The sequence below is a fragment of the Marinagarivorans cellulosilyticus genome (genome assembly GCF_021655555.1).
Lineage (GTDB): Bacteria > Pseudomonadota > Gammaproteobacteria > Pseudomonadales > Cellvibrionaceae > Marinagarivorans > Marinagarivorans cellulosilyticus.
The window spans coordinates 750,666-776,737 of sequence record NZ_AP023086.1; the positions used below are offsets into that span (position 1 = coordinate 750,666).

Annotated in this window: 19 protein-coding genes and 1 tRNA gene; 9 read left to right on the forward strand and 11 right to left on the reverse strand. The window is 45.5% G+C overall.

All coding sequences use genetic code 11. The annotated features are described in order from the left end of the window. Positions 1-30 precede the first annotated feature (30 nt). Complete coding sequence (locus tag MARGE09_RS02885; RefSeq protein ID WP_236985853.1) at positions 31-417, forward strand: diacylglycerol kinase; 387 nt, start codon at positions 31-33, stop codon at positions 415-417. A 96-nt stretch (positions 418-513) separates the two neighbouring features. Beyond that, the gene (locus tag MARGE09_RS02890) at positions 514-2,148 is read left to right on the forward strand and encodes a BamA/TamA family outer membrane protein (RefSeq protein WP_236985854.1); all 1,635 of its coding nucleotides are present in this window, start codon (positions 514-516) and stop codon (positions 2,146-2,148) included. Here MARGE09_RS02890 and MARGE09_RS02895 read toward each other — a convergent pair. Next, positions 2,145-2,321 (reverse strand): hypothetical protein, encoded by a 177-nt coding sequence (locus MARGE09_RS02895; RefSeq protein WP_236985855.1) that lies wholly within the window; start codon positions 2,319-2,321, stop codon positions 2,145-2,147. The genes MARGE09_RS02890 and MARGE09_RS02895 overlap by 4 nt on opposite strands. 12 nt (positions 2,322-2,333) lie before the next feature. Next, the gene (locus MARGE09_RS02900; protein WP_236985856.1) at positions 2,334-2,723 is read right to left on the reverse strand and encodes a TetR/AcrR family transcriptional regulator; all 390 of its coding nucleotides are present in this window, start codon (positions 2,721-2,723) and stop codon (positions 2,334-2,336) included. Positions 2,724-2,940: 217 nt separating this feature from the next. Here MARGE09_RS02900 and MARGE09_RS02905 point away from each other — a divergent pair, with 217 nt between their 5' ends. Continuing rightward, positions 2,941-4,905: an LTA synthase family protein gene (locus MARGE09_RS02905; RefSeq protein ID WP_236985857.1), complete on the forward strand. Its 1,965-nt coding sequence runs from the start codon at positions 2,941-2,943 to the stop codon at positions 4,903-4,905. Between the two features lie 313 nt (positions 4,906-5,218). Here the strand turns inward: MARGE09_RS02905 and MARGE09_RS02910 are convergent, their stop codons facing one another. Further along, positions 5,219-5,449, reverse strand: coding sequence for a hypothetical protein (locus MARGE09_RS02910; protein ID WP_236985858.1), 231 nt, complete (start codon positions 5,447-5,449; stop codon positions 5,219-5,221). Positions 5,450-5,451: 2 nt separating this feature from the next. After that, a complete protein-coding gene (locus tag MARGE09_RS21705) occupies positions 5,452-5,589 on the reverse strand; it encodes a TetR family transcriptional regulator (RefSeq protein ID WP_420828110.1) in 138 nt (45 codons plus the stop codon). Between the two features lie 437 nt (positions 5,590-6,026). Here MARGE09_RS21705 and MARGE09_RS02915 point away from each other — a divergent pair, with 437 nt between their 5' ends. From MARGE09_RS02915 to MARGE09_RS02935, 5 genes are all read left to right on the forward strand, one after another. After that, complete coding sequence (locus MARGE09_RS02915; protein WP_236985859.1) at positions 6,027-6,911, forward strand: phosphatase PAP2 family protein; 885 nt, start codon at positions 6,027-6,029, stop codon at positions 6,909-6,911. A 20-nt stretch (positions 6,912-6,931) separates the two neighbouring features. Then, positions 6,932-8,560, forward strand: coding sequence for a phosphoethanolamine--lipid A transferase EptA (gene eptA, locus MARGE09_RS02920; protein WP_236985860.1), 1,629 nt, complete (start codon positions 6,932-6,934; stop codon positions 8,558-8,560). Between the two features lie 531 nt (positions 8,561-9,091). Continuing rightward, a complete protein-coding gene (locus tag MARGE09_RS02925; RefSeq protein WP_236985861.1) occupies positions 9,092-9,718 on the forward strand; it encodes an RNA polymerase sigma factor in 627 nt (208 codons plus the stop codon). Positions 9,719-9,773: 55 nt separating this feature from the next. Further along, positions 9,774-10,799, forward strand: coding sequence for a FecR family protein (locus tag MARGE09_RS02930; RefSeq protein ID WP_236985862.1), 1,026 nt, complete (start codon positions 9,774-9,776; stop codon positions 10,797-10,799). Between the two features lie 145 nt (positions 10,800-10,944). Then, positions 10,945-13,485, forward strand: a complete 2,541-nt coding sequence (locus tag MARGE09_RS02935) for a TonB-dependent receptor plug domain-containing protein (RefSeq protein WP_236985863.1) — start codon at positions 10,945-10,947, stop codon at positions 13,483-13,485. Positions 13,486-13,800: 315 nt separating this feature from the next. On the opposite strand, the gene MARGE09_RS02940 is transcribed toward MARGE09_RS02935, so the two are convergent. Then, the gene (locus MARGE09_RS02940; protein ID WP_236985864.1) at positions 13,801-14,193 is read right to left on the reverse strand and encodes a hypothetical protein; all 393 of its coding nucleotides are present in this window, start codon (positions 14,191-14,193) and stop codon (positions 13,801-13,803) included. A 1,213-nt stretch (positions 14,194-15,406) separates the two neighbouring features. Then, positions 15,407-18,607 carry an isoleucine--tRNA ligase gene (ileS, locus tag MARGE09_RS02945; protein ID WP_236985865.1) on the reverse strand — a complete coding sequence of 1,067 codons (3,201 nt, stop codon included), beginning with the start codon at positions 18,605-18,607 and terminating at the stop codon, positions 15,407-15,409. A 1,172-nt stretch (positions 18,608-19,779) separates the two neighbouring features. Between ileS and MARGE09_RS02950 the strand changes: the two genes are divergently transcribed. Continuing rightward, a tRNA-His gene (locus MARGE09_RS02950) sits at positions 19,780-19,855 on the forward strand. 93 nt (positions 19,856-19,948) lie between these two features. Here the strand turns inward: MARGE09_RS02950 and MARGE09_RS02955 are convergent. The 5 genes from MARGE09_RS02955 to MARGE09_RS02975 all read right to left on the reverse strand — a co-directional run bounded on the left by MARGE09_RS02955 (position 19,949) and on the right by MARGE09_RS02975 (position 26,070). Continuing rightward, a complete protein-coding gene (locus MARGE09_RS02955) occupies positions 19,949-21,121 on the reverse strand; it encodes a sensor histidine kinase (protein ID WP_236985866.1) in 1,173 nt (390 codons plus the stop codon). Positions 21,122-21,311: 190 nt separating this feature from the next. Beyond that, entirely contained in the window at positions 21,312-22,394 is a 1,083-nt protein-coding gene (locus MARGE09_RS02960; protein WP_236985867.1) for a sensor histidine kinase, read from the reverse strand. After that, positions 22,375-22,785 carry a response regulator gene (locus MARGE09_RS02965; protein WP_236985868.1) on the reverse strand — a complete coding sequence of 137 codons (411 nt, stop codon included), beginning with the start codon at positions 22,783-22,785 and terminating at the stop codon, positions 22,375-22,377. The genes MARGE09_RS02960 and MARGE09_RS02965 overlap by 20 nt, the downstream gene beginning before the upstream one ends. Before the next feature lie 2 nt (positions 22,786-22,787). Further along, the gene (locus MARGE09_RS02970; RefSeq protein ID WP_236985869.1) at positions 22,788-24,008 is read right to left on the reverse strand and encodes a CHASE domain-containing protein; all 1,221 of its coding nucleotides are present in this window, start codon (positions 24,006-24,008) and stop codon (positions 22,788-22,790) included. Further along, positions 23,998-26,070, reverse strand: coding sequence for a PAS domain-containing sensor histidine kinase (locus tag MARGE09_RS02975; protein WP_236985870.1), 2,073 nt, complete (start codon positions 26,068-26,070; stop codon positions 23,998-24,000). Before MARGE09_RS02975 ends, MARGE09_RS02970 begins: the two co-directional genes overlap by 11 nt. Positions 26,071-26,072 lie beyond the last annotated feature (2 nt).

A 26,072-nucleotide genomic window follows, 5' to 3' on the forward strand; every position in this document is an offset into this window, starting at 1 on the left:
ATAATGCACTGCTATTTAAATAGGATGACGATGGCCAACGAATACAACAAACAAAATGGTACCGGCATTAAGCGAATTTTTAATGCAACCTTATGCAGCCTACGGGGATTACAATTTGCCTGGCGTTTTGAATCTGCGTTTCGACAAGAAGCCATGTTAACTATGGCGCTTTTTCCCACAACATTTTTGTTGGCCCAGTCTGTTGCACACTGGAGCGTGATGGTTGCAGCACTGTGCATTTTACTGCTTACAGAGCTATTAAACTCTGCCATAGAAACACTCGCCGATCGTATAACACTCGAAAACGACATAATGATTGGCCGCGCCAAAGACATAGGCTCTGCCGCTGTCGTCATTGCGCTTAGCTTCATCACCGTGCTCTGGGTCGCAGCCCTATACAGCAAATTTATTGCCTAATAATAACTATAAGCTCGATTGATTTTTGCACTAAGACCACTCTAATAGCTAAACGGCCAACGTTCTGATGGCCTTAGTTATTAAAGCAGTCGTGTGATGATTAGACTTCGAGGCCTCTCGCTTATTTTAGCCATCTTGCTAGGCATTCATGTTTTTGCCCTCGCCAGTATTCCCGTTAATGCATCAGAGGCTTTATCCAAGCCCATAACCATTCGCACAATTTACGTTGATAACCAGAACGTATTTAACCCCGAAATTGAAAAAGAATCGGGTTTTGCCTATCGTCTAACGAATGCATTGCATATTCGCACCCGCGAGCGCGTTGTTAAAGAATATCTATTATTCAAAACCGGTGATACCCTTTCTGTTCAGCTTATCGAAGAGTCGGAGCGTATTTTACGCGCTAAACGCAACCTGCAAGATGCCGAAATCACTTATCAGGTTGATGGGCTAAATGCCGACATTTATGTCAAGACCCTAGACACCTGGTCACTAAAACCCAAAGTGAGCTACAAGCATAAAGGCAATGTCAGTAAAACGGAATTTGGCATACAAGAAGATAACTTACTCGGCTTGGGAATACGCGCTTCACTAAGTTATCGCAACGATGGAGAGCGAGAATCCAAAGTGCTTAAATTACGTGACGATAACGTTTTTGGCAATTGGCATACCGCCGCGATCACCTATATTGATAGCACCGACGGCAACAAGCAGTACGCAGGCTTCTTTAAACCGTTTTACGCACTAAATGTTAAACGTAGCTACGGTATTGAGTATGGCCATACCGATAAAGAAACGACACTTTACGAGCAAGGTGATGAGCTTTATCGGTATCGTTCTAACAGCCAGTTTAGTAACTTATTCTGGGGGTATTCCAGCGGACTCAAAAATAACAATGTGCTGCGCCACACCTTTGGCCTGTTTAGTGAAACTAAAGATTATGAGGCGATCAGCGCCTACATCAACTTAGAATATAACGTTCTACAGCATCAGTTTTTGCCTAATAATTACCAAAGCACCTACCCATATTACGCAATCGATTACCTACAAAATAGTTATAGAAAAACAATCAACTTTGAGCGTATCGGCCGCACCGAAGATATCTACATGGGCTTTAAAGCAGGCTTTAAAATAGGTTATGGTGATGAACGATGGGGTAACGATGAAAGCCGTTGGTACACCCACGCTTACGCTCAAAAAACCTACGCCTTGGGCGAAAATCAATTGCTTTTTTTATCCGCTAATATGGATGGCCGATTGAGCGATAAGGGCTCTCAAAATTTATTAGCAACCGCAGGCTTTAAATATTACCATGCGCAAACAAATTATTTTAAAGGGTATTTAGATATGTACTCGCACACCGCCATTAATACCGACGAAAATGATACGCTCTATTTAGATGCCGACAGTGGTTTACGGGGCTACCCGTTGCACTATATTAGTGGCCAGCATTTACAAAAAATAACGCTTGAGCAACGCTATTATTCCGACTCATACCTATGGCGTATTTTCCATGTCGGCGCCACCGCCTTTTTTGATGCTGGTCGTATCACCGGCGCATCAGACCCCACACAAGATGGCATTTACAAAGATTTTGGTCTTGGTTTGCGTTTATCCAACAATCGTTCATCTAAAGGCGACGTCATACACATAGACCTTGCTTACCCGATGGATGCCCAAGAAGCCGATAAAGGCTGGACGCTCTCGATTGAATCTAAGGCCACGTTTTAATCGCAATCAAGCTTAGCCGGCTCAGTAGGTTGCGCGACGAGAACACGAACCCCAGCCAAACAGGATTGCAATAAATCTTTACGCAACAACGCACCGGTAATGGCTCGCGATAGTGCTAAGCCGCCAATCATCATTACCGCCGCATGCCTGGCTTTATCTGGCGAGAGCGCCATGCTCTCAAAAATTTAAATGCACCCCTTCAAAGCTTGCGTATAGGTATTTCTAATGTTGCTATCGCGCTGGGTCATATCGGTAACAAAAAAGGCTAACGGGCAAAAGCTTACGGGTTGATTCACCTCCCCAATACGCAAGTAGTGCTTGGCCATACTCAACACACTAAAGTCCTCGGCTCGCTCTAGCACCGCTTTGGCCTGCTTTGCACCCGCAATAATCGCGCACTGATACAACTCCGCCTTATTTTTAAAATGGGCATAAAACGCATCATGGGTTAAGCCTGCGGCCTTCATTACATCATCTATCGAAACTGAATCGAAACCCAACTGGGTAAATAGCTGCGTCGCGCTATCTACAATGCGCTCTCGCGATTCGATTTTATGTTGCTCTGCCCAAGCCATTGATAACGCCTCTGAAATTCATCGTAAGCCGCATGATATTACAAAAAATAAGCACCAACGCCACTGCGCCACAAAGCCATCAAAAAAAATAGTTAGCTGCGATTGATTCTGATGAAAACGTCACTCTAACCGACGACTAGGTAAACCCTAAACGCTCTATCAACCGTTCTCTGCCTCTATCGATAGTGGTAGCAGGCACTTAAGAACAGAAGGCACTATGAGTAATTTGACCCAAACACTAAGAGTTTCACTTGCGCAGCACGCACTATTTGCGAGCTTTACCCTGTTGTTTTTAAGCAGCATGCGGGCAGCCTATGTGTTCATTTTTTATGCCGATCGAGTCCAAGCCTCGGGCGATCTATTATTTATACTCACTCAAGGCCTGCGCTTTGATATTATCACTATTGGCTTTGGGGCTACCCTCCCGATACTGCTCTCCTTATTCGTTTCCCCTTTTAGCCTAATATGGCGCGGCTGGCAAAGATTACAGGCCGCCTACTATGTGGCACTACTAGCGATTATCATTTTTATAGAGCTAAGCACTCCGTCTTTTATCGCACAGTTTGATACACGTCCGAATATTCTTTTTGTTGAATATTTAAAATACCCAAAAGAAGTGTTTGCTATGCTCATCAAAGCTTATTTAGGTGATTTAGTCTTGGCGGCGATTGTTATCCCCCTTATTTGTGGCGCACTTTTTTGGGCGCTAAAAAGAAGCTTTACACCTGCGACTTCGAATTTAAAATGGAGCCTTGCACTGTTCCCCGTCATGTCATTTTTATGCTTACTGTCTATACGCTCTACTTTTGGTCATCGCCCCGTTAACCCAAGTGTTGTCGCCGTAACAAGCGATTTAATGATTAACAGCCTGGCTTTAAATTCCACCTATAGCGTTATGTGGGCGGCATACAATAACAACACAAACGGTGGAAATGCCTTCAGCTACGGTGATATTGATGAAGCAAGAGCCATCATGCTGGTAAAGGAAAATATGGACGTTCCCGCGGAGCACTTCACGAATACAGAAATTCCCACGCTACACCAACAAATAGCCGGCACCCAAAGAGACAAACCCCTTAACCTTGTCATTATTTTAGAAGAAAGCTTAGGCGCAGAATTTGTCGGCTCACTCGGCGGTTTACCTTTAACGCCCAACCTCGACAGGCTCGCCCAACAAGGTCTTTGGTTTGATAACCTTTATGCCACTGGCACGCGATCGGTGCGCGGTATAGAAGCCGTAATCACCGGCTTCACGCCGACAACCTCGCGCAGTGTGGTAAAACTTGAGCGCTCGCAAAGTGGTTTCTTCACCATTGCCGAGCTATTAAAAAATCAAGGCTACGACACGAGTTTTATCTATGGAGGGGAAGCGCACTTCGATAACATGAGCAGCTTTTTTATGGGTAACGGATTTCAAAATATTACCCAACAAAAAGATTTTGTTGATCCAAAATTTACAGGATCGTGGGGGGTATCGGATGAAGACCTATTCAACATGGCGCACGATCAATTTTCACGAGCAGGCGATAAACCGTTTTTCAGTTTGGTTTTTTCCTCGTCTAACCATACGCCTTTTGAATACCCAGAGAACACGATAGAACAGTACGACACCGAAAAAGCGACCGTCAATAATGCCGTGAAATATGCAGACCACGCACTGGGCGTGTTTTTTGAAAAAGCGCAAAAATCGAACTACTGGGATAACACGCTATTTTTGGTGATTGCCGATCACAACTCTCGCGTAGCCGGTACAGAGCTAGTACCGGTAAAACGTTTTCATATACCCGCCTTGTTTTTAGGCGCCGATATCACACCGCAACGCTACACAACCGTAGCCAGCCAAATCGACATGCTGCCAACAGCTTTATCCTTAATGGGGATCAATTCCGAGCACCCGGCCATCGGCCACGACTTAACGCAACGCCCCACCAAAAAACCGGGGCGCGCCATGATGCAATACCACGAAACCCAAGCCTATATGGAGGGGGATAATGTCATCATTTTTGAGCCCAACAAAGAAGCTCAGCAATTCGCTTATCGTAACGAAGCACTTGTTGAGCGCGGCCAATATGATGCCGCGCTTAAAGAGAGAGCCTTAGCACACGCTAAATTTGGCCCCATCAGCTATCGCGATGGCAGCTATCGATTACCCAAGCAAAAAACCTACAGGAAGCACAATTAACAACGCGAACCAATCGGTTAAAAACGAGTGCCTGTTCCCGATTGTTGTGATCGGCCGCACTAAAGACATTGGCTCTGCCGCGGTCGCCATTGCACTCGGCTTTATCACCTTACTTTGAGTCGCAGCCCTGTACAGCAAGTTCATTCCTCAGTAGCCGGCACACACAATCACGTTAATAACGCTTTGGGCTTTCACCTATTATCATAAAGCCAGCGCTTTAATCCACGATTAAACTTTGGCCGTTTCGGTAGATTACGCAACTAAAACGCGCCCCCCCGACAAGCAAGATTGCAATAAAGCCTCACACAACACTTCATCCGTAATCGCTGGCGACAAGGCCAAACCACCAATTATCATCACCGCCGCTTGCCCTATCAGTTGAGAGCGTCATACCTTCCAGCATCTCAATACAACCTTTCAGCGCTTGCGTATAGGTGCTTCTAATTTTGCTATCGCGCTGGGTCATATCGGTCACAAAGAAAGCTAAGGGGCAAAATATTTCGGCATGGTTTACATCACCAATGCGCAAGTAGTGCTCTTCCATGCTTACGACATAAAGTCCTCCGCCATCTCTAGCACCGCCTTGGCATACTTCGCCCCCGCAATAATTGCGTACTGATACAACTCGGCTTTATGTTTAAAGTGCGCATAAAACGCACCGCGCGTTATGCCTGCGGCCTTCATCACATCATCATCGAAACTGAATCAAACCCCTGCTACGTAAATAGCTGCGCCGCGCTATCCACAATGCGCTCACGCGACTGAACCTTATGCTGTTCTGTCCAAGCCATTGATAATTCCTCTGAAATTCATCGTACGCCGCATGATATTACCACGGCCTGAAGTCAACACCTCGGCCTCTCCCCAATGAAGTTCGAGCCGGCAAACAGTTAATAGAGCTACATTAGGGTGTCTAAAAAAACGAGTGCCTGTCCCAGCTATTTGTCTGACTCGTAAATACTGATTTTACTTAAAAATCAAAAAAAATCACAGCGCCGATTGATTTTGTACCACAGCACACTCTAAAGACAACGCAACGTCAGAAATTACCTTCTAATTGCCGGTAACAGTAATGACAATAACTAAAGGCGCGTGAATTCAGAGATAGAGAGCTGGGTGCTATGAAAAAACAATTTTGGAACACTAATCAATGCGCAGTGTGGATTGCTGCACCGTCGATTGCTCTAGCGCTAACCTTTATTATTACCGGCGTGACTAACGATTGGACGTTCAGCCGTAATGGCTATTGGGATTTACAGGATGGCTGGTTCACCACCCTGAATGCATACCTTTCAGTATTACCAAGCTCTTTATGGTCAAACTTAACGATGCTAGGTGATGGGTCGGTTTTACTACCAATTCTGGCGCCATTGATTATATGGCGACGAAGATACTTTTTTGCAGTCATTGCATCAGCACCATCCGCCGCTATTTTTTCAGTCATCGGTAAAAAAGTGGCCGGAATTCCTAGGCCTGCAGCGGTACTCGATCACAATACTTTTAACATAATTGGTGAGACACTAACATCCCATAATAGCTTTCCGTCGGGCCATTCGATCACAGTGTTTGCCGCACTTGTAGCGATTGCAGCAAGCGCCTATTCAAACTCTAAATACATATCCGACTCTAAAATCATATGGTTGACTCTTATGATTGCTACTGTACTTGGGCTTTCAAGAATAGCCGTTGGCGCGCATTGGCCGCTGGATGTTGTCGCGGGTGCATCACTAGGGTGGTTTGCAGGCTTGCTTGGTGTAGCAATATCTCGCCGTTCAAGTGCTGAATGGTTTTACAGTATTCGAGGCTCTCGAATACTGGGGCTTCTATTGGCGGCCTTGTGTTACAGTTTAATTCAACGCGGGCTTGCGTCAAGCAACGCGAACTTACCCATATTATGGCTATCAATTTTATGCGGATTAATTACATCTGCATATCTATTAAGTCAAAACAAAAAAGGATTCTCCCGTTATTTTATGGTGTATAAAAATAAAATTTTAGAAAATTAATTAATCAGCGGTAATTTGTTTTGAAACCAACCAACACTTCATCATATAACTCACGGATAGAAAAAATTAAAATAATCCTAAAGACCCCATGGAATGTAAGCCCGATTAAATTTATTAGCATCGCGACGTTAGCCAACATACTATTATATCACCTGCCTCTTTGGTCATTTTTAGAGAGTTTGATTGAACTCAACTCTCGGGGCGGGCTAGGTATTCTCATCTTACTCACTTGCATTCAAGTTCTGATGAGCTTTTTGGTGTTTGTATGCGCTTATATAATTACCCCACTTATTATAAAGCCACTACTCATCATTTTTGCAATACTCAATTCATTCGCTCTATATTTCACCGTTACCTATAACGTGATTCTAGACCGCTCAATGATCGGCAACATACTCAACACCAACGCTAGCGAGGCGCTCGATTTTTTTGGCCCAAAGCTATGGGGGTATGTACTTTTTTTTGGCCTTATCCCATCCGTAATTTTGTGGCGCACACGAATAACTAAAGCTAAGCGAATTATTCTATTGGGACAGGCCACGCCTATAATACTGGCCTGCATTGCTTACATCTACTTATCCTCCAGCTCTTGGTTATGGATTGATAAGCATGCGAAGGTGCTAGGGGGAATGATTATGCCGTGGTCATATGTTATAAACACTGTACGCTATAAATCTGGAGAATATCAACAAACGAGAGAACAGATTTTACTCCCCCCAGCTGAAAGCACCAATAACGAAAAAACGATAATAATTCTCGTTATTGGTGAATCAGCACGATCCAAAAATTTTTCCCTCTATGGCTATAAGCGCAATACAAATCCGCATCTTTCAAAAACAGGTATTCTAGCATTACGTGGCTCCACCTCCTGCTCGACCTATACAACGGCATCTTTACGCTGCATTTTAGCGCATCAAGAACCGGCTTCTTTTTTTGCGACACAACACGAGCCATTACCAAGCTACCTTCAGCGTCATGACGTAGATGTTATTTGGAGAACAAACAATTGGGGCGAGCCGAGATTGAATATCGAAAGCTATACGAAATCCACAGACCTTAAGCCTTTGTGCAATAACGACTTATGCGAACATGACGAAATACTGTTGTCAGGCTTAGAGAAAAGGATACGAAATTCAAATAAACAAAAAATATTTATTGTTCTTCATCAGACTGGAAGCCATGGTCCATCTTATTATTCAAAATACCCTATAAAGCATGAAACATTCAGGCCTGTATGTAAAACCGTAGATCTTAAAGACTGTACAGCCCAAGATTTACTCAACGCATACGATAATACAATAGTGTTCACCGACTACCTACTAAATCGAACAATCAACATATTGAAATCGTTTTCTGGCGTATCGACATCGTTAATTTATATTTCAGATCACGGCGAATCTCTTGGAGAGCACGGTATATATCTACATGGAACACCGCTAACGGTCGCACCAAAAGAGCAAATAGAAATACCGTTTCTTGTCTGGATGTCTGAACGTTTTATGGAGGCACACAAAATATCCAACGAAAAAATACTTAACCGAAAAAACCATAGCCAAAGTGACATTTTCCATAGTGTTTTGTCTGGGTTTAATATGACCAGCGACGTTTATCTCGAAGAATTTGATATTTTTTCTCAAATGGAGCGATAAATACTGGCGTCAGCCTAAAATTTCCGACCAATAACGTTGACTCAATTAACATTTAAACATCGGAGTGAAATTTTCCATTTAGCGAATGGCAGTCATTATGGATTACGCTAAGGATATTCCTCTTTGTACGTCAAACGCTATCGCAGAATCGATTGAGACGCACGATACCGATAAAACTAGAGAAAGACCGCACCTACACCGAAATCTAAGGAGATGTGGCCATTACCCCGCCTAAAGCCCGATGTAGGCTATTTCAACGACCCAGCACTTGTCCTGCAACTCAACCTTAAAGGCAGTCTATTATGTTAGGTTGAGCGTGAAGAATAGGCAGTGAGTAGCTGGAGCTGATAAAGGTGAGCATAGCCAAACCAGAAAGCACCCAGCTCATTAGACAACTATCTGGCTGGGCCGCACGAGCCATTGGTAACGAAAACATCCCTGCGCCAACCGTAAAAATCTCACAACCGCGATTGATTTTGCACCAAAGCGCACTCTAACCTGCGTATCCCCCAAAAGGCTGGCCCAAACACTATGTCGATCGTGACTCGCTTATTTAACCGCTCCGGCAATGCGATGCATCAAGCTGATGTATTACTGGTAAAAGCACTCCTCAAGGGGGATGAGGCAGCTTTTGCTCGGTTTTACCAGACCTACTTTAATAAGATGTACCGTTTTTGCCGTGGCCGCGTGAATAACGAGGCCAACTGCCACGACATTGTTCAGCAGAGCCTCACCAATGCCATGCGCTATTTGCACACCTACCGTGGCGAAGCATCGCTACTGACCTGGCTATTCCAGATTACACGCAACGAGATTGCGCAGTGGCACAAACAATTTGGTAAGAATGATGCGCTCACCTCATCAGTGGACGATAACCCCTCGTTGCTCGCGGCCATAGAAAGCGTGCCCTCGACACTCGACGGCAGTTCACCCGACCTTAGCGATGGCCTTAAACTACTCGTGCGTACCACACTCGATACCCTACCTACGGCCTACGGCGACTTACTGGAAATGAAATATATCGAGGGTCTTAGCGTGCAAGAGATTGCCCTGCAATTGCGTACCGGCGAGACTGCGGTACAGTCGCAACTGGCGCGGGCACGCAAGGCCTTCAAAACCTTATTTAACGATTTAAAAGCGGAGTGGAATGACGCATGAAACAGCCCAAACGCCTAACCACTATCCGCCCATACAAGCCTACAGGTGAACAGCGATGAATAATTCTGACGCCAACAACAGCCGTAATAACACACCCAACAGTGATGAAATAATGACAGATGAACTTGAGGCTTTGCTCAAAGCCAGCGGCAAACGCGAACAGCCCGTGCCCGAGGTGGCCGATGTCATTCAGCAAAGTACACACCAAGCGTGGCAACAAGCGGTACGTGCGCGGCAGAAGCGCATGCGCCAATGGCTAACCTCCAGTGCGGCAGCGGCTGTATTTTTTGCGGCGATGCTTGCCGTGGTGCTTCCTAATATCTCCTTCGACGAACCAACCGCCGTAGCGCACATCACTCAAAGCTATGGTGATTTCACGCTGAACAAAAAACAGCATGATTACTCAACGATTGTTTATCAAGGCGATAAGCTCAGCACCGCCGAAGACAGCATCATAGGCATTAAACTACCCGACAACACCCTAGTAACGCTAGATCAAAACACCCGAATCACACTGGTGAACGCCGCGTTAATCAAAGTCCATAGCGGCCGAGTGTATGTTGATTCACCCGACCACAACACATCGATTCTAGTATCCACACCGCTGGGGGATATTGTCGATATCGGCACCCAGTATGAAGTAACCGTAACGCCCAACGCTTTAGATGTTGCCATGCGCGATGGCAAAACTAAAATCACAACAGCCGCTAAAACCGTTTATGCCTCTGTCGCTAACGGCTTGGGCGAAGTTCTCCATATTGTTAAAAACGCCCCGATCGAAAGACACAAAATTGCAACAACCGACCAACATTGGCAGTGGACTCACAAAACAATGGCCGACTTTAACTTGCATAACGCATCGGTTTACGACTTATTAAATTGGGCCTCGCGCGTCACCGGCAAAGATATTGTTTACGCCTCTCCCGCCACGCAGCGGCAAGCCGAGGAAACGCATTTATCTGGCGGCAATCTTAGCCCCAACACCATCAGTGAACAATTGCCCAATATTTTAAAAACGACCACACTCACCTTGGAAGAACGTCGCGGAGCCTTTATCATTAGCGAAGAGTCAACACTGTAATCAACACCGCGTAGCGCATATAATATCGGCGCTACGCGAACGTTCACGGCAAAAAATATAATCACTAAGCCTATTTGGACAGCTCATTTTCAGTTTACCGAATGTAATCTTTCCCTGTATCCACCCAAAGTCACGTAGCGCCAGTGTGATCAAAAAGGTGTTGCCGATACTCGCCTGCGCGTTGTCTTTGATCGTATTGATGCCAACGCACGCACAAAGTACGGAAAACCCAAACTCAGAACAGCAAAGTCTGGGCACCCTCAACTTTGCCAACCGCAGCCTGGGTAACCTGTTATTTACTTATCAAAAATCGGGCTACAACCTTATTTTTAGTGACAGACTAGTGGATGCCAGCCTGATTATAAAAGTCTCCCCTAGCGCCGGCGCTCCAATACAACGATTAAAGCGCTTGCTGGCACATTATCAACTCGGCTTGCTTAGCGATGGCAATAGCGGTTGGTTAATCACCCAAGCCACCGCATCGCGCCAGTTCCAATTAAACCTGCACGATGCCAACACACAACAACCCATCAATAATGCCAGCATTAGCATCGACAATATACCCGTGGCCCACCCGCCCAGAGCCATCGCGCTCTATGCCGGTGCAATGCAGCAACTCACGGTTAAAGCCGCGGGATACCATACGCTTGAAAGGCCTCTTGATACGCTGGCGAATAACGTCATCCTCGAACTACAGCCCATAACAACTCCCCTTATTGAAGAAACCCTCGTCACTGCCAGCTTTTACCAATGGAAAAAAACACAAATCGGCTCGCAAAATACACTCGATAACATCGACATAAAAAGCACACCCACACGTGGCAACGACCCGGTGCAAGCCATTGCCAATTTACCGGGTGTGGCTGGTTCGGGGGTTTCGGCCAAACCGAATATTCGCGGTGGCGCCGACGATGAGCTATTAATTTTATTGGATGGCATCGAGCTGAACGACCCGTTTCACCTTAAAGATTTTCAGGGCCTACTATCGGGTATCAACAGCCATATTGTCGATAGCGTTGCGGTATACACCGGCGGCTACCCCGCGCGCTACGGCAGCAAAATGAGTGGCGTTATGGATATCCAGCCCGTCATCCCAACAGCCGAGGCCAGCTACAACAATACGCTGGAATTTAACCCTATTTATAGCGCCATCACGCTGGGGCACGTGCTTAAAAATGACGAAAATTACCTGCTATTCGCGGCTCGACGTGGTAATTTAGAAACGACCCTCGGGCAAATTAACCCCGATATTGGCGCCCCTCGCTTTAACGATACCTTTACAAAATACCACTGGATAACCGACAGCCAAGCCCGTTACGATATTGGACTTTATTCCCTGCGTGATGATGTCGAACTGCGCAATGTGGACGGTGATGAAGGCGAAACTGCGAAATCGATTGATAACAGCCAATACGCTTGGCTTCGAAACCAGCGATTATTTGGGCAATACCAGCACAACTGGCAACTGATCAATAGCTACAACAAAAACGAACGCAACGGCGCAATTAACGAGCCCAACAACCCCGACGAAAGCACCGGCAGCCTGCAAGAGCAACAACACTTACAAAGCTACGCCGCCAAGTACCATGGCGAGTGGGCCTTTCTCAGCGGCAATAGCCTCGCCTTTGGCGGACATATTAAATACGCTAAAGCGCGCTACACCACTCACGCCCAAGCGCTACGTGGAGAACTGGCGACACTATTAGGTAACGAGCGCATCGTTGATAACCACCTACAAATATCGACCGAAGGCCTGCAATTCGCCACCTACCTCAGCTATCAAAATACGCTAGCCGACCAGCTTCAATTGGAAAGCGGGCTGCGCTTAGATGGCCAAACGTTTACCGGAAAACTGCGCCACCAACTCAGCCCTCGCCTGGCGGCACGCTACCAGTACAACGACCATTGGGCCATCAAAGCCAGCGCCGGCCGATTTTATCAAGCACCCAACATTAAAGACTTAAAACCTGCCGATGGCGAAATTACCTATTACACACCCCAAAAATCTGACCACTACATTTTAGGGATGGAATATGCGCCTTCGCGCGCGCTTACCTTAAGTGCCGAAACCTACCTGAAAAGAATATTTAACCCCCGAACCCGCTACGAAAACATGTTCAACCCTTACGCACTATTGCCCGAGCTGGCACCCGACCGCATTGCCATTAAACCCGATTCCGCCAGTGCCAAAGGCCTAGAGACTACCGTAACCTACGCACCCAGCAACCCGCTTAAGTTATGGGCCGCGTATTCATTTAGCGAAGTAGAAGATGTGATTAATGGCGAAGTAGTCCGCCGCAGCTGGAACCAAGTCAGTTCGCTACACTTTGGCGCATTAGTGAATCGCCATCACTGGTCTTTAAGTACACAAGTGCATTGGCACTCCGGCCGGCCCACCACCACACTACCCAGTACTGTTAGCGATTTAACGACACCCATTGAGTACCAACGCAATAGCGCCAGCCTGCCGGATTACATCACATTAGATATTCGCCTAAGCCGGCAATGGACGCTAAACAGCAGCCAACTCGAGCTTTACCTCGACATCACCAATGCCAGCAACCGGAAAAACATAGGGTTTTATGAAGTGGAAATCGCCGCACAAAACAATAGCTACAGCCTAGAGCGCAACCCTGAAAGGTTATTCCCTATTCTGCCGACACTGGGGCTTTATTGGTATTTTTAGCGGCGCCACAACCACACATATTGCGTAGGTTAGGGCTAAGATAAAGTTCACAAGAGGAAGTACGGGAAACGGTAGATTCTCAGGCCGGGCTTCGGCGGAGCAAAACAAACCAACTGGCATTAGCATGCCGCGCAGAAGGAAGAACATCATCATCGCGCCTAATAAGGCAGAAGCCGGTACGGTAATGACCCAAGGCGCTGCAATTTTGGGTTCCAGAGGTTTGAGTATAGTTTTCACTATCAAGAGGGGGACACTCCCTCGAAAAGTCCACTAACTCTCTAAAGGCCAGACGCCATAAGCCTTTCAACGAATGGACTAGCTGACACCAAGTTTCTCAAACACACGATTTTTTACGTCTAGCTTCTTTTTAAGTGTGCTTATTTCAACGCTTTGTTGCTGAGCTTTTGCTTCCCAGGTCTTGAGGTCATCGCGCAACGCCGTCATCCCTTCAGATTGTTTTTGGTTTTTGGTGGTCGCGATTTCCAGGTCCCGTAATTTGCTTTTGTAGTCGTCTTCATTCTTACGCAATGCCAGCTCAAGGTTCGCGATTTTCGTTTCGTGCGCAGAGACGACTTTCCTCGATTCGATTAGCTCCGCGACCAGACGAGCATTGTCACGATTTAGGTGTGCAACTTGATTCAGGCGAATAGAGAGGTTTTGATCTGCGGCTCGCGGCCGAGGTTGGTTCCGTACAGAAAACAGCTGCAAATCTGGAAACCGAGCAATGCAAACTTACAGCGAGTCTGGATTCAAAAACAGAAAAAGCTAACACACTTAACGCCAAACTTTCAGAACCGAAGGTTCAGTCGGATGAGCTTAATCAACTCAAGAACTTTAATGCAGAGCTGCAAGCTTGAAAGGCCGAAGCATCGGTATCAATTGGCAAGCTGAAAGCAGAAATTTCAATCAAGACGGATATGATGAATCGTTTACTGGAGGAGCAAAGGAAAGCGCCTGAGCCCTAATAAAGTATAGAGTGTACGGTAAGCATGGATGATCTGCTGCTCTCAGGCTCAGAAGGGTATTTGCTCTTATCGCTGGCCACCTCAGGCGCTTCGCAGACCTTTTTGTTGTTTTGCGACGGAGAAGGTTCATACCCAGTCATCAGTCATCGTAACTAAACCTGTACCGAAATCAACCTGTAATCGAGAATTTATATCAAAAACAAATAGTTAGCTTAACTTTGGCGAATTTTTCCAGAATGACGGCCGCCCCTCCAGTTGCACCAAAGTAATGGTGGGAATAATTTTCAGCACATGACATGTTCGGTTAGTTGGGAAGTCAAGGAACTGGCAATATGGGGTTTGTCGGTGCCGCTTGGTAATCAGTAAAACGTTATCGGCGTGTTCGGCCTAAGATATATCTTGTCTGAGTCGATTCAGTTGAGTTTTGCTCTTTACTTAAATTATGTCGTTGAGCTCGCAAGGGTTTTCCTGTCGATAGTAGCGCTTGTTCTTCTTCCTGAATTCGGTTGTGTAAAGACTGATTTAACCATTTTTTCGATAAAGCGCTGATGCGAATAAATGCCATTAAGGTCGTTACTGCGAGACCCGGCGCCACTACCGGAGGGCAAAGAAACCTAACGAAACAGATTTTGGGTTCAGTGAGAGGCTGCTCGAGCCAAACAAAGCTACAGCCCACCTTGACGCGGAATATCTAAAGCTTTACAAAATGACGCAAGTGGATAGCAAGCTTCAGGCCTACCGTGGCGAGTTCAAATACCTTAAGCGTAATAGAGCGCCAGCAAGATATGAAAGCAAGCTCACCACCCTACAGAAGTGCTAAAGGTGAACCTGCGGGCTGTGCTCAACTTAGCCTTGATACACTGCGCCTTACATCGTCGAGGCGCTTTAATTATCGGTAAGTCAAATCAAAAAGCGCCTACCTTCAACCTAAAATCGTTGATATGTTACCAGTCGCGCTAATGATGCTTAGCGATAATGATGCGTAAACTCATGTTGTCGATATCGAAGTTGCGCCCATGGGTGACATCAAAGCGTTCGTCTGCTTCATGCATTACATCGCTTAGAGTTTCGCGAGCAATATAGGGCTTGAATTTGGCAATTGCGGCAGCTAGCTTTGCGTCGGCGGCGTAAAAAGTGGCAATTCGATCAGTAACGTTAAGCCCCAGTTCTTTTCGGGTTTTCTGGATACGATTTATCACTTCTCGAGCTAAACCTTCTGCAATCAACTCCTCGGTGAGTTTACAATCCATATCTATGGAAATTAACCGGCTGGATAATGCCTCGGTGCCATCTTTGGGTTCGCGGAAAATCAGAATGTCCTGACTGCTGAAGCGCTCATTCTCCAAAACTAGCTCCCCTTTGTCTTGGAGATCATAAAGCTGTCTTGAATTGAGCCCTTCGATTAGCTGCTTGAACTTTTTAAAGTGCTTTCCTAGGCGCTTTCCTAATACTGAGGAGTTGGGTTTAGCATAAAACTCAATGTAGTTGTCTTCCTCAGTCGTATATTCAACCTGCTTAACATTGAGTTCAGCTCTTATGTATTCCTCAAGCTGAGCGATCTCATTCAGCGTAGCTGGGTCCTGATGAATGATGGTCAGCTGAGCCATAGGCACCTTAGTCTTGATTTTTGCTTGATTCCGCTTCTGACGGCCCAGCAGTATGATGCTTTGCATGCGCGCCACGGCTTCTTCAAGCGTTGGCTTAATCAAATCATCATAGGCCTCTGGATAGCTACATAAATGAACCGATTCAGGCTCCTCTTTGGCCGCATAATTTTTGAGCTGTTGAAATAACTCCTCTGCCAGAAACGGGGTAAAGGGTGCCATGCTGACACTTAGTTCAAATAGCGTGCGATACAGAGTTTCATAGGCTGACGATTTGTCAGGTGTCATTTCCTCCACCCAAAATCGTGAACGGTTTAAGCGGATGTACCAGTTGGTAAGGTCTTCTATGAATTCGAATAACGCAGGCACCACGTTGAAGAGCCGGTAGCCCAGCATCTCTCGGGCCACCGTAGCTTTAAGAGTCTGCAGGCGCGAAAGTATCCACTGGTCGGTTATGTTATTTGACGCAGCGGGGTTGGTGTTCGAATGCCAGCCATCGATACTTGCGTAGGTTTGCAAAAAACGGAAAGCGTTGTACCAGGGCAGTAGAGCGCGTCTTACCATCTCCTTGACGCCAGAGTCAGCAAAGCGCTGCTCTTCACCTTTAACGAGGCCGGAGTTAATCAAATACAGGCGCAGCGCGTCGGCGCCATGCTCTTCAAGCAAGAGGTCAGGTGGCGTGTAATTCTGGAGGCGTTTAGACATTTTCATTCCGTCTTCGGCCAATACAATGCCGTTGACGATTACATTGCGAAACGCTGGTTTATCAAAGAGTGCTGTACTCAATACTAGCAGGGTGTAGAACCAACCGCGGGTTTGATCGAGCCCCTCCGCTATGTATTCGGCTGGGAAGCCGGCAGTGAACAGGCCTTGATTTTCGAAAGGGTAATGCAGCTGAGCATACGGCATCGCGCCGGATTCAAACCAGCAATCCAGCACCTCTTCCACACGGCGGTAGGTTCCCGGTTCGCCATCCAGCTGAAAGCTCAAATCGTCGACATACTCGCGGTGTAAATCTTTTACCCGCACTCCGGTGTATTGCTGCAGCTCGTCAATCGAGCCTATGCAGATACGTCGGTCGGTTTCATCGTTGACCCAGATAGGCAGAGGCGTGCCCCAGTAGCGATTTCGAGAAACGCTCCAGTCCATGGCGTTATCAAGCCAGTTTCCCATTCGACCGTCACGGGTGTGCTCCGGCACCCAATTGATTTGCTGATTGAGCTCTGCAATGCGGTTCTTGATCTGCTCAACTTTCACATACCATGAGGGGATCGTCCGGTAGATAATTGGCGTATCGGATCGCGGGCATAATGGGTAACTGTGCATGATTACATCTTGAAAATATAAGGCACCATCGTATTTGAGTCGGCGAATGATATTTTTATCCGCATCTTTTACGTATTGGCTTGCGAAGTCGCTAACCTCATCAGTAAAGCGGCCATTCATATCAATCGGGCAAACCAGCGCTGTAACACCGTTGGCTTTCATTACTCGAAAATCGTCTTCACCAAAGGCTGGGGCCAAGTGAACTATGCCGGTACCACTGTCAGTGGTGACATAGTCATCCGCAAAAACCGTAAATGCACCTTCATTAGCTAGCGCTCTAAAGTATGGGAATAGGGGCTGATAGCGTTTGCCGACAAGCTCGTCTCCTTTAAGCTCCGCCTCAATCGTCAGGTTTCGGTTTTTACCAATTTCCTCTAGTCTCTCAAGTGCCAGGTAGAATCGTAGGTCCCGATCAACATCATAAACTCGTGCATAGTCACTATTAGCGTTGACGCAAAGACCGAGATTAGATGGCAGAGTCCAGGGAGTGGTCGTCCAAGCGGCGACATAGGCATCCTCATCCTGTAATTTAAAAAGCACAGTTGCAGTCGGGTCTTGGATATCTTGATAGTTGGATCCAGCCTCAAAGTTGGAGAGGACTGTGGTCAAGGCGGTTGAGAAAGGTACAACTTTTACGCCTTGATACACTAGGTCCTTTTCCCAGAGCTGCTTCATGACCCACCAAACTGACTCCATATACCACGGGTCCATGGTCTTGTAGTCATTGCGGAAATCAACCCAGCGGCCCATCCGAGAAATGGTCTTTTCCCATTCTTTTGTATAGCGTTGGACTATGTTTCGGCATTCGTCGTTGTAGCCTTTCACTCCAAGCTTGGCGACAGCTTCCTGTGCGGACATGCCTAGAGACTTGTCGATTTCATGTTCGATCGGCAGCCCATGGCAGTCCCAGCCGAAACGACGCTGAACGTTGTAGCCCTTCATTGTAAAGTAGCGTGGCACGACGTCTTTTAAGGTGGAGCCCACTAGGTGGCCATGGTGAGGAAGCCCTGTTGCAAATGGAGGCCCGTCGTAAAAAATGTAGGGCTCGCCATCACGGGTTTTGGTCAGAGATTTTTGGAAAATATCGCATTCTTCCCAGAACCGCATTGTTCGGTGCTCACTATCGACGAACGAAAAGCTATCGGAAGTATTACTAGGCGAAGAATCACTGTTGCCAACCGAAGCATTGCTTTTCGTGTTGGTATCGGTACTGACTGATTTAGTCACTTTCGTTTATCTCCTTGTTTAATAATGGCTGCGTACTTTAAGGGTGTTCAATGAAGTCTTTATTCTCAGCTCATGATGCGCACATTTCTCTCGCCCATAAAAAAACCCGCCTAGTGGCGGGTTTTTAAAATTATTGCGACGAACACGCGCCAATCCAACCCACCATTGTCAGGGTCGAATAATAGATTTTGTGTTGTAGAGCGCGGTTTTGATTTTCATATTCCTAAAGGATTAGTGATTTGAAAAGAAAAGTCAAGTGTTATCGAAATGCAGACTAGAAGGAAATCCCAGAGCTCGAGGCTCCTTTTCAGTTCTCATCGGTGACATTCATTGATCGCCAGTACAGGCGCTTTAGAGTAATCTACAGTAAAAGCTCGCGTTAGCACTTAGACTATTCATTTCATCGCGACCGTCTAATCACGCTTTTGGAGAGGATCTCTAGTTTCCAGTCTGAGTGAATCCATCAGGCTGCCGTCCATAAATTTATAGTGGTCCTCAATGCCTAGCGTAGATCGATTTTTTTTGGTTAGACATTAAATATTTAGGTACGCCTACTGTGTATTCGTGGCGCCTTGAATTAGTTGTCTCAGAAGATAATGTCTAAGTTGAGGCGGGCGCATGTTTTAACTGCGGAACAGTGGGTACACCTCGCCGTTATCCAGTAAAAAAACACGGCAATCATGATGGTTAGTCACAAGCTGGGGTTGCCTGCGCAAGAGATTGCCTTGCTTGAGCTAAAAGAGGTTTGTCAGTTAGGGCTGAAGCGTGTCGGTGACCGCCGGTCGTTAACTGCGTCCGAATGCAGCATGGAAGCTTATTTGCGGGGGCGAAAGTGCGCTATCACTTATGTATTCTCGTAGACTCAGTTTATGATTTTTCGAAAGCTTCGGGCGCACCATAGCTTTGCCGCTACAAAGGTGTGGTGTAGGTTAAAGGTGTGGTGTAGGTTAGGGCTTGGGGAGTGTTCGAGTGTGGATTACTGTTGCACTAGGTGCAACACAAAAGATGGTCTTGACCTACGTGACTATAGAGTCTAGAATGCCCCGCATCTGCAGCACTGGACGCAATGTTATTAAAATTCTCAGTCTCTAGTGCTGTAAAGATTGTCGAACTAGGTACATATATAGGTTCGAATCCTGCCGGGCGCGCCATCGCTTCCAGCAGTATTTATGGTGACTGTAGCTCAGTTGGTAGAGCCCTGGATTGTGATTCCGGTGGTCGCGGGTTCGAGCCCCGTCAGTCACCCCATTATTTAAAACCTCCCCTCTTATATTTACTGTTTAACGCTTTCCTGAACTGCTTCTTTACGTACACATCTTATCGCATTGTCTTTTTATCTATTTATTCAAGCGGTAATTCAACCGTGAATTTAGAACCTTCTCCCTTGGTGCTTACTACGTAAATCTTGCCTTCGTGCTGCTCTACTAGATTTTTAACGATTGATAAGCCAAGCCCGTGGCTGTCGACTTTTTTCTGGGTTTTGTGCTCTATGTGATTAAAGGGTTTAAATATCGTGTCGAGGTTTTTCGCATCAATACCAATGCCAGTGTCTTGTAATGTTATGTGGGCAACTGGTTTGCCTTTGTTTAGTTGCTCGCTGAGGCCTACGGTGATTTTTCCGTTGTCGGTATATTTAATCGCATTGCTAATTAAGTTGTTAAACACTTGGGTTAGCTTGTCTTTATTACCCTGTATAACAAAGTCTTTATCGCTAATGTTGGTTGATAGCTTTAGATTGCATTCTTGTGCCTTGGGGGTAAAGTTTTGAATGCAGGCGCGTAAAATGTTATTGATGCTGACTGATTGCTTGGGGAAGGACTGTTGCTCTGCTTGGCTTTTGCTGAGTTCTAATATTTCTTCCACGAGATGCTGTAGTAGCTGACAATTCTTTTCGATTGTGTCAAAGCAAATGTCGACGCGTTCGCTATCGCTATCGGTAACGTCGCCGCTGGCACTAAGGCTTTTATCTACGAGGCGCTTTGCGATTTTGTTATAGCTTTCTATTGTTGATATTGGGTTTTTTAGGTCGTGAATTACGCTTGCGAGTGTTTCACCCTGTAAAAGTTGTGAATGATAGCGGGTTTGTGACAGTTGGTGGCGGTTTAGGGCAAATCGAATAGAGTGCTCTAGTGATGCCGGATTTAATAAGTTCTTGTCCCAAAAGTCGTAAATACCATATTTAAGTAGCTGGTTTTCCTTACGCTTTGTCGCAAAGCTAGTGGCAACAATGACTGGTATGTCGCGTTCGTAGCGTTGCATTATCTGCAGAACATCTTCTGCCGTTTTATCGATTAGCTGATAATCGAGAAAAGCGAGATCGATAATATTTTTAGGGTCAGCGAGGTAGGCCTCGGCTTTGTTTACGCTGTCGACGGCTGTTATGACATATTCAGCGTCTTTGCCAAGCGAAAGCATGTGGCAGGTTGTGGCGCGGTCTATTTCGTTGTCGTCCACCACGAGGATGTTATAACTCTCGCGCAAGTGCACTTTATTGTGTGGGGTCAGCATTGTCATAAGTTGGTTTTATCCGTCAGCTAGCGTCACGCCTTTTACTTGATTACTAAGTTTTAATCGAAAAACATTTAGCCTGCAAGTGAATATGGCGTTTTGCTGCTAAACAGTATAGTAGCGTTGTTTGTCACGGCTTTTAGCTATTTCGGTGGCGCCTATGTTTGTAAATGCCGGCTGAATTAAAACGTCCGTATTATTTTTGGTTTGCGAGTTGATGTATAGGAAGCCGAATTTCAAAGCATGTTCCCCCTAATGATGAAGGCATAACATGTATGTTGCCGCCCATTTGTTTAAAAATACGGTGTACAAGGCTAAGGCCCAGCCCGCTGCCTTGGCGCTGAAGCCCATTCTCAATGCGTTGAAACGGGATAAAAATATGGGGCACCTTTTCTTCTGGTATGCCAATGCCGTTATCGTCAATATGAATAACTAAGCGGTCATTATTCTCTTCAATTTTATAGCTGAAGCTCATTTGGGCTGGCTTCTCGTTATACTTTATGGCGTTATCGATAAAGTTTTTGAGCGCTAATTGCAGCTGTGAAGGGTTGCCTTTAATAATAGGTAGGTCGCAAGTGAGGATTGTTAAAGGGCTGTCGATGGTTTTGCAGATTGTTTCGACTAGCTCGTTAAGGTTTGTTGATGTAGTGGTTTGTGAGGGCAGCGTAGCGTCGGCGCTTAAATAGTTAAATAGATCTGATGTAAGCTGCTGCACTTCGCTGGCGCTACTTTGAATAAAGCTAAGCCATTGTTTTTCTTCGGCAGAAAGGGCGTGGTTTTTCGCGAGGCTGTCGTTCAGGAAATATGTGCATTGAGTTATGCGGCGTATGGCGCCGCTGAAATCATGCGACAGGCTGTGGCAAAAAGCCTCGTAGTCTGTTGTTTTATCGCGTAAAGCATTTTGGGTGGCTTTGCGCTCGATAGAAAATTGGCACTGCTTAAATAAATATTCGCTATCAAGCCGATCTTTTGCAATAAAATCTTGGATGCCAGCTTTTATAAGGTCAATGGCAATTGCGTCATTATTAATGGATGTCAGTACGATGATTGGCGTGTCAAACTCGGTGCTGCTTAATGTTTTGATAGTGTTTTCTAGCGGAGAGTCTGGCAGCTTTAAATCGCATAAGCACAGGTCAAAAGCATCGCTATTAAGGAGTTCGAGGCCGGGATTAAATAGCGCGGCACGCTTAATGGTTGCTTGAGATTTATAAGTGCTTTCTAGAAGGTCAACGATGATTTCAGCGTGGTCGTCGTTGTCTTCAATCAAAAGAATGCGCATGACTTTCTCCATCCCTATTAATATAGGGTTTAATGTCTGAAAAGCTAAGGGGCTTGGTCAGAAATTGGGTGGCACCAAGGCTCGTTGCTTTTGATATATCCGATTTAATGGTGGATGTTGTGATAATAACAATAGGGGTGCTATTTAAGTGGTCGAGTGTGCGAAGCCGGCTTAAGGTTTCTAACCCGCCCATCTTAGGCATCTTAATATCTAATAAAATTAAATCTGCAGGTTCTTGATTGCAAGAAAGAAGGTCAAGTAACGCCAGGCCATTAGGTGCGTGAAAAAGCTTGAAGGGTAAGTGGCTTTCCTCAAGCATATCCTCGATAAGCTCTCGATGATCTAGGTTGTCTTCGGCTAAATAAATATGTACAGGTTTATTGGCTTGCATTGCTAAACATCTTTTTGGTTCATTTTTAGTTCGTTGATCCTAAGCTCTCGCTCTTGTAGCCATTCTTGCAGTGTGTCAACGTTATTTTCAAGGATTTCTTTTTCTTTTTTAAGTGTTTCGATATCTGTAGTTCTTTGGTTAAGTGTTAATAGTAATTGTTTGTAGCGCTCTTTAAAGATGTTGTTGGTGCTAAGTTGATTGTTTCTGTTGTGAATAAGTATCAATAGAAGAAGCGCATCGGCTATTAGGCCGGCAAAAAATAGCACAAGGGTTGCCGGTGTTAAGTGTGTTACAGGATTGAATGCTGGTGCCGTAAGCGATATTTTCCATAATCGCCCGAATACATGCAGTTCTTTGTTGTGGGTGATTGCATTGAGCGGGGACGGGTTTAGGTGCTCAAATAGTCGGCTGTTTGAGGTTTGTTGTGTTTGGTTTGAGTCTGATGCTGGAGTGATATCAGATATAGTTATGCTTGTTGTTGGGGCTACTCGGTCAATAATGGGCAGCATAAAGTCATTCATTCTGAAAGGCGCGTAAACCCAGCCTTTTAAATTCTTTAGTGATTTAACCATTCCACGATTTAATAAGTTAGGATCTTTGTATACGGGTGTATAAATTAGGAAGCCTTTTTGCGTATCGCTTGCGGTTTCTTGCGCTAAGGTAATGGCGCCGCTCGCTCTGGCTTCGCCAGTGAGCATGGCGGCTTTCATCGCGTATTGGCGCGTAGGGTTGGACCACATGTCGTATCCAAATGCGCGTTGGTTGCGCCAGTCGAACGGTTCAATATAGTAAATACTGGTATAAAAATCTCGGCTGTTGTTTGGGTATATTGCGTAACCAGCAAATCCCTCTTGGTGTACGGTTTTTTCGTGTGCTTCTAGCTCGTTGGGTTGAAGTGGAATTGCGAACCCAAGTGCTTGTATGCCGGGCCAGTGAGTATTGATGTCAACAATACTAGCAAAGACCTTCCACTCCTCACGGCTTACGCGCTCGCTGCTGTTAAATAGGGCAACGCCGGACCACAGTACTTGTTCATAAACATGCAGTCTTTTTTCAATTTTATCGGTTAACTCTTCATGCTCTAAGGCGAACTCTGATAAGTACTTATCTTTGGTGATAGATGTACTTAAAACATAGCCCAATACTGTAGCGCAAACAGATGTCAGAAAGATGCCGTAAATAACGGGGAGTAAAAGGAGGGCTTTTTTTAGGCTAGCTTTCATGGTGTGTCAGTGCGTCTGGTTGCGGTAGTGTAAGGGTGAATGTTGAGCCTGCGCCTAGTGTTGAATCAACGGTGATTGTGCCACCGTGCTTTTCGATAATCGATTTTACAATGGCCAGGCCTACGCCTGTCCCTGGAGCTGTAACATCACCGCGTTCAAAAATGTCAAAAATCTTATCGTAAAGGTTTTTGTCGATGCCTATGCCGTTATCTTTAACGCTTATGATGACCTTGCCATCTTTTTTTGAAGCGGCAATATGAATAATAGTCGTTGTATTTTCACGTTTATATTTTTCGGCATTACTAATAATATTCTGCAAGCATTGCACGATTTGTGGTCGGCTAGCGCTAATGAGTAAGTTAGAAGGGATACTGGTTGATATTTTACAGCCGGCTAGATCTTCTTCTAAGCTATCCCTAACCTCTTGTACTACATTGTTGATGGCAAATTCTGTAATTGTCAGCGGTCTATTCATCACTCTGGATATTTCCAGTAGATCTGTAATAAGCTCTTCCATTTTTGCGGCATTGGCAATAATGCGGTCCATTTTGTGTGTGACCCTATCGCTGCATTCGTCACCGAGTGTCGCTTTAATTGAGTGGGAAAAAGCTGCAATGGTAACCAGCGGGGCTTTTAGGTCGTGTGATACGGTATAAACAAATTGCTCCATTTCTCGGTTTTTGCGTGTTAGAGATCTGTTGAATTCCGTAAGCTTATGCTGCGCCTCAATGCGGTCGCTAATATCGGTAATGGCGCTAATAACGTACCATTTTTCATTCAATTTAACGGGGGCAAGGCCGACTTCTACAAATATAAAAGTACCGTTTTTACGGCGAGCTCTTAGTGCCAAGTCTGTTCCCATGCGCCTAATTTTGGGGTTCTTTAAGTAGCCTTGGCGAAGTATTTGGTGGCTGTTTTTGAATTCTTCCGGGAGCAGATCTTCAATTTTTAGCGTTAAAATTTCAAACTTTGAATAACCGAAAGATTTCTCGGCATGCCCGTTTGCTTGAATAATATGGCCATCAGTGTCACTCATTATAATAGCATTAGGCGTCGCCTCGATAAGTAAGCGTAACTGCTCAATTTCGTGAATGCGGCTAGAGACATCGCGCACAATGACGGAATAGCCTAATACGGTATCCCCGCTAAATAATCCGGTAATGGAAATTTCTAGGTACTGTATTACTGGCGAGGCCGTTGATATCCATTTTACGGTTGTACTGACATGTGGCGATTTATGGCTAAGCGAGTGAGTCGCATCTCTTATTTTTTGGTTGTCTTGTTCGTCGAACAAAACATGCAGTGGCTTGTGTAGCATGGTTGATTCGGGCTTAGAAAAAAGCGCCTCGGCTTTTGGGTTCCAGCTACTAATGTACCCGTTATCGTCCAGCCCTACTAAACCATCATCAGAGTATTTGGCAACAAGTGCCAAGCGTTGGTCGTTAATTTTGGCGAATGATGATCGCTTTCTTTCTGTATTAAGATCCTCCAAAATACTGCCCATAATGCTGTTGGCTTTGGTGAGATCTGCCTGTTTTTTCTTGAGGTATAAGTTACTTTCCACCAGCTTATTCAGTATTTCGTTCATTCTTAGCCGGTGCCAAATGTAAATGCTACTCCAGCACATTGTAAGCAATAACGAATAGGCAAAAAAACCAGAAATTAAGCTAGTTCGGTTGCGTTTAGTAGTTTGTGTTACTTGTTCGTTAATTGTGTTTTCTTGAAGTTCGATTTGATGCCGCGTTTCGTCTAGCCACGCTTGTAAAGATATCCCGTTGTCGTGTTCGGGTAGCGTGATGTGGTTAAACAAGTAGTAACTATGTGACTTTTTCCAGTCTGGAATAGCATCTTCAAAAAAGTTTGAGCTAGCAAATTGGCTTATGTTTTCTAAGGTGTCGAACTGGTAGTAATTTAAAAAACGTTTTTGATCGGCTAATACAATTTTTTTGGTGTATAGAGTGTTATTTTTCTCGATACTTGACCACAGTGTTTTTGCTATCGAAATAGCAAAAACACCAGTGATTAGTGTAACTAATAGGCTGAGAGTAAAAAGGGCGCGCATAA

Bases quoted from the DNA above. Each gene is read 5' to 3' on its own strand.
- MARGE09_RS02885 (WP_236985853.1), top strand. From the start codon at position 31: ATGGCCAACGAATACAACAAACAAAATGGTACCGGCATTAAGCGAATT.
- MARGE09_RS02890 (WP_236985854.1), top strand. From the start codon at position 514: ATGATTAGACTTCGAGGCCTCTCGCTTATTTTAGCCATCTTGCTAGGC.
- MARGE09_RS02895 (WP_236985855.1), bottom strand. From the start codon at position 2,321: ATGGCGCTCTCGCCAGATAAAGCCAGGCATGCGGCGGTAATGATGATT.
- MARGE09_RS02900 (WP_236985856.1), bottom strand. From the start codon at position 2,723: ATGGCTTGGGCAGAGCAACATAAAATCGAATCGCGAGAGCGCATTGTA.
- MARGE09_RS02905 (WP_236985857.1), top strand. From the start codon at position 2,941: ATGAGTAATTTGACCCAAACACTAAGAGTTTCACTTGCGCAGCACGCA.
- MARGE09_RS02910 (WP_236985858.1), bottom strand. From the start codon at position 5,449: ATGGAAGAGCACTACTTGCGCATTGGTGATGTAAACCATGCCGAAATA.
- MARGE09_RS21705 (WP_420828110.1), bottom strand. From the start codon at position 5,589: ATGAAGGCCGCAGGCATAACGCGCGGTGCGTTTTATGCGCACTTTAAA.
- MARGE09_RS02915 (WP_236985859.1), top strand. From the start codon at position 6,027: ATGAAAAAACAATTTTGGAACACTAATCAATGCGCAGTGTGGATTGCT.
- MARGE09_RS02925 (WP_236985861.1), top strand. From the start codon at position 9,092: ATGTCGATCGTGACTCGCTTATTTAACCGCTCCGGCAATGCGATGCAT.
- MARGE09_RS02930 (WP_236985862.1), top strand. From the start codon at position 9,774: ATGAATAATTCTGACGCCAACAACAGCCGTAATAACACACCCAACAGT.
- MARGE09_RS02955 (WP_236985866.1), bottom strand. From the start codon at position 21,121: ATGACAATGCTGACCCCACACAATAAAGTGCACTTGCGCGAGAGTTAT.
- MARGE09_RS02960 (WP_236985867.1), bottom strand. From the start codon at position 22,394: ATGCGCATTCTTTTGATTGAAGACAACGACGACCACGCTGAAATCATC.
- MARGE09_RS02965 (WP_236985868.1), bottom strand. From the start codon at position 22,785: ATGCAAGCCAATAAACCTGTACATATTTATTTAGCCGAAGACAACCTA.
- MARGE09_RS02970 (WP_236985869.1), bottom strand. From the start codon at position 24,008: ATGAAAGCTAGCCTAAAAAAAGCCCTCCTTTTACTCCCCGTTATTTAC.
- MARGE09_RS02975 (WP_236985870.1), bottom strand. From the start codon at position 26,070: ATGCGCGCCCTTTTTACTCTCAGCCTATTAGTTACACTAATCACTGGT.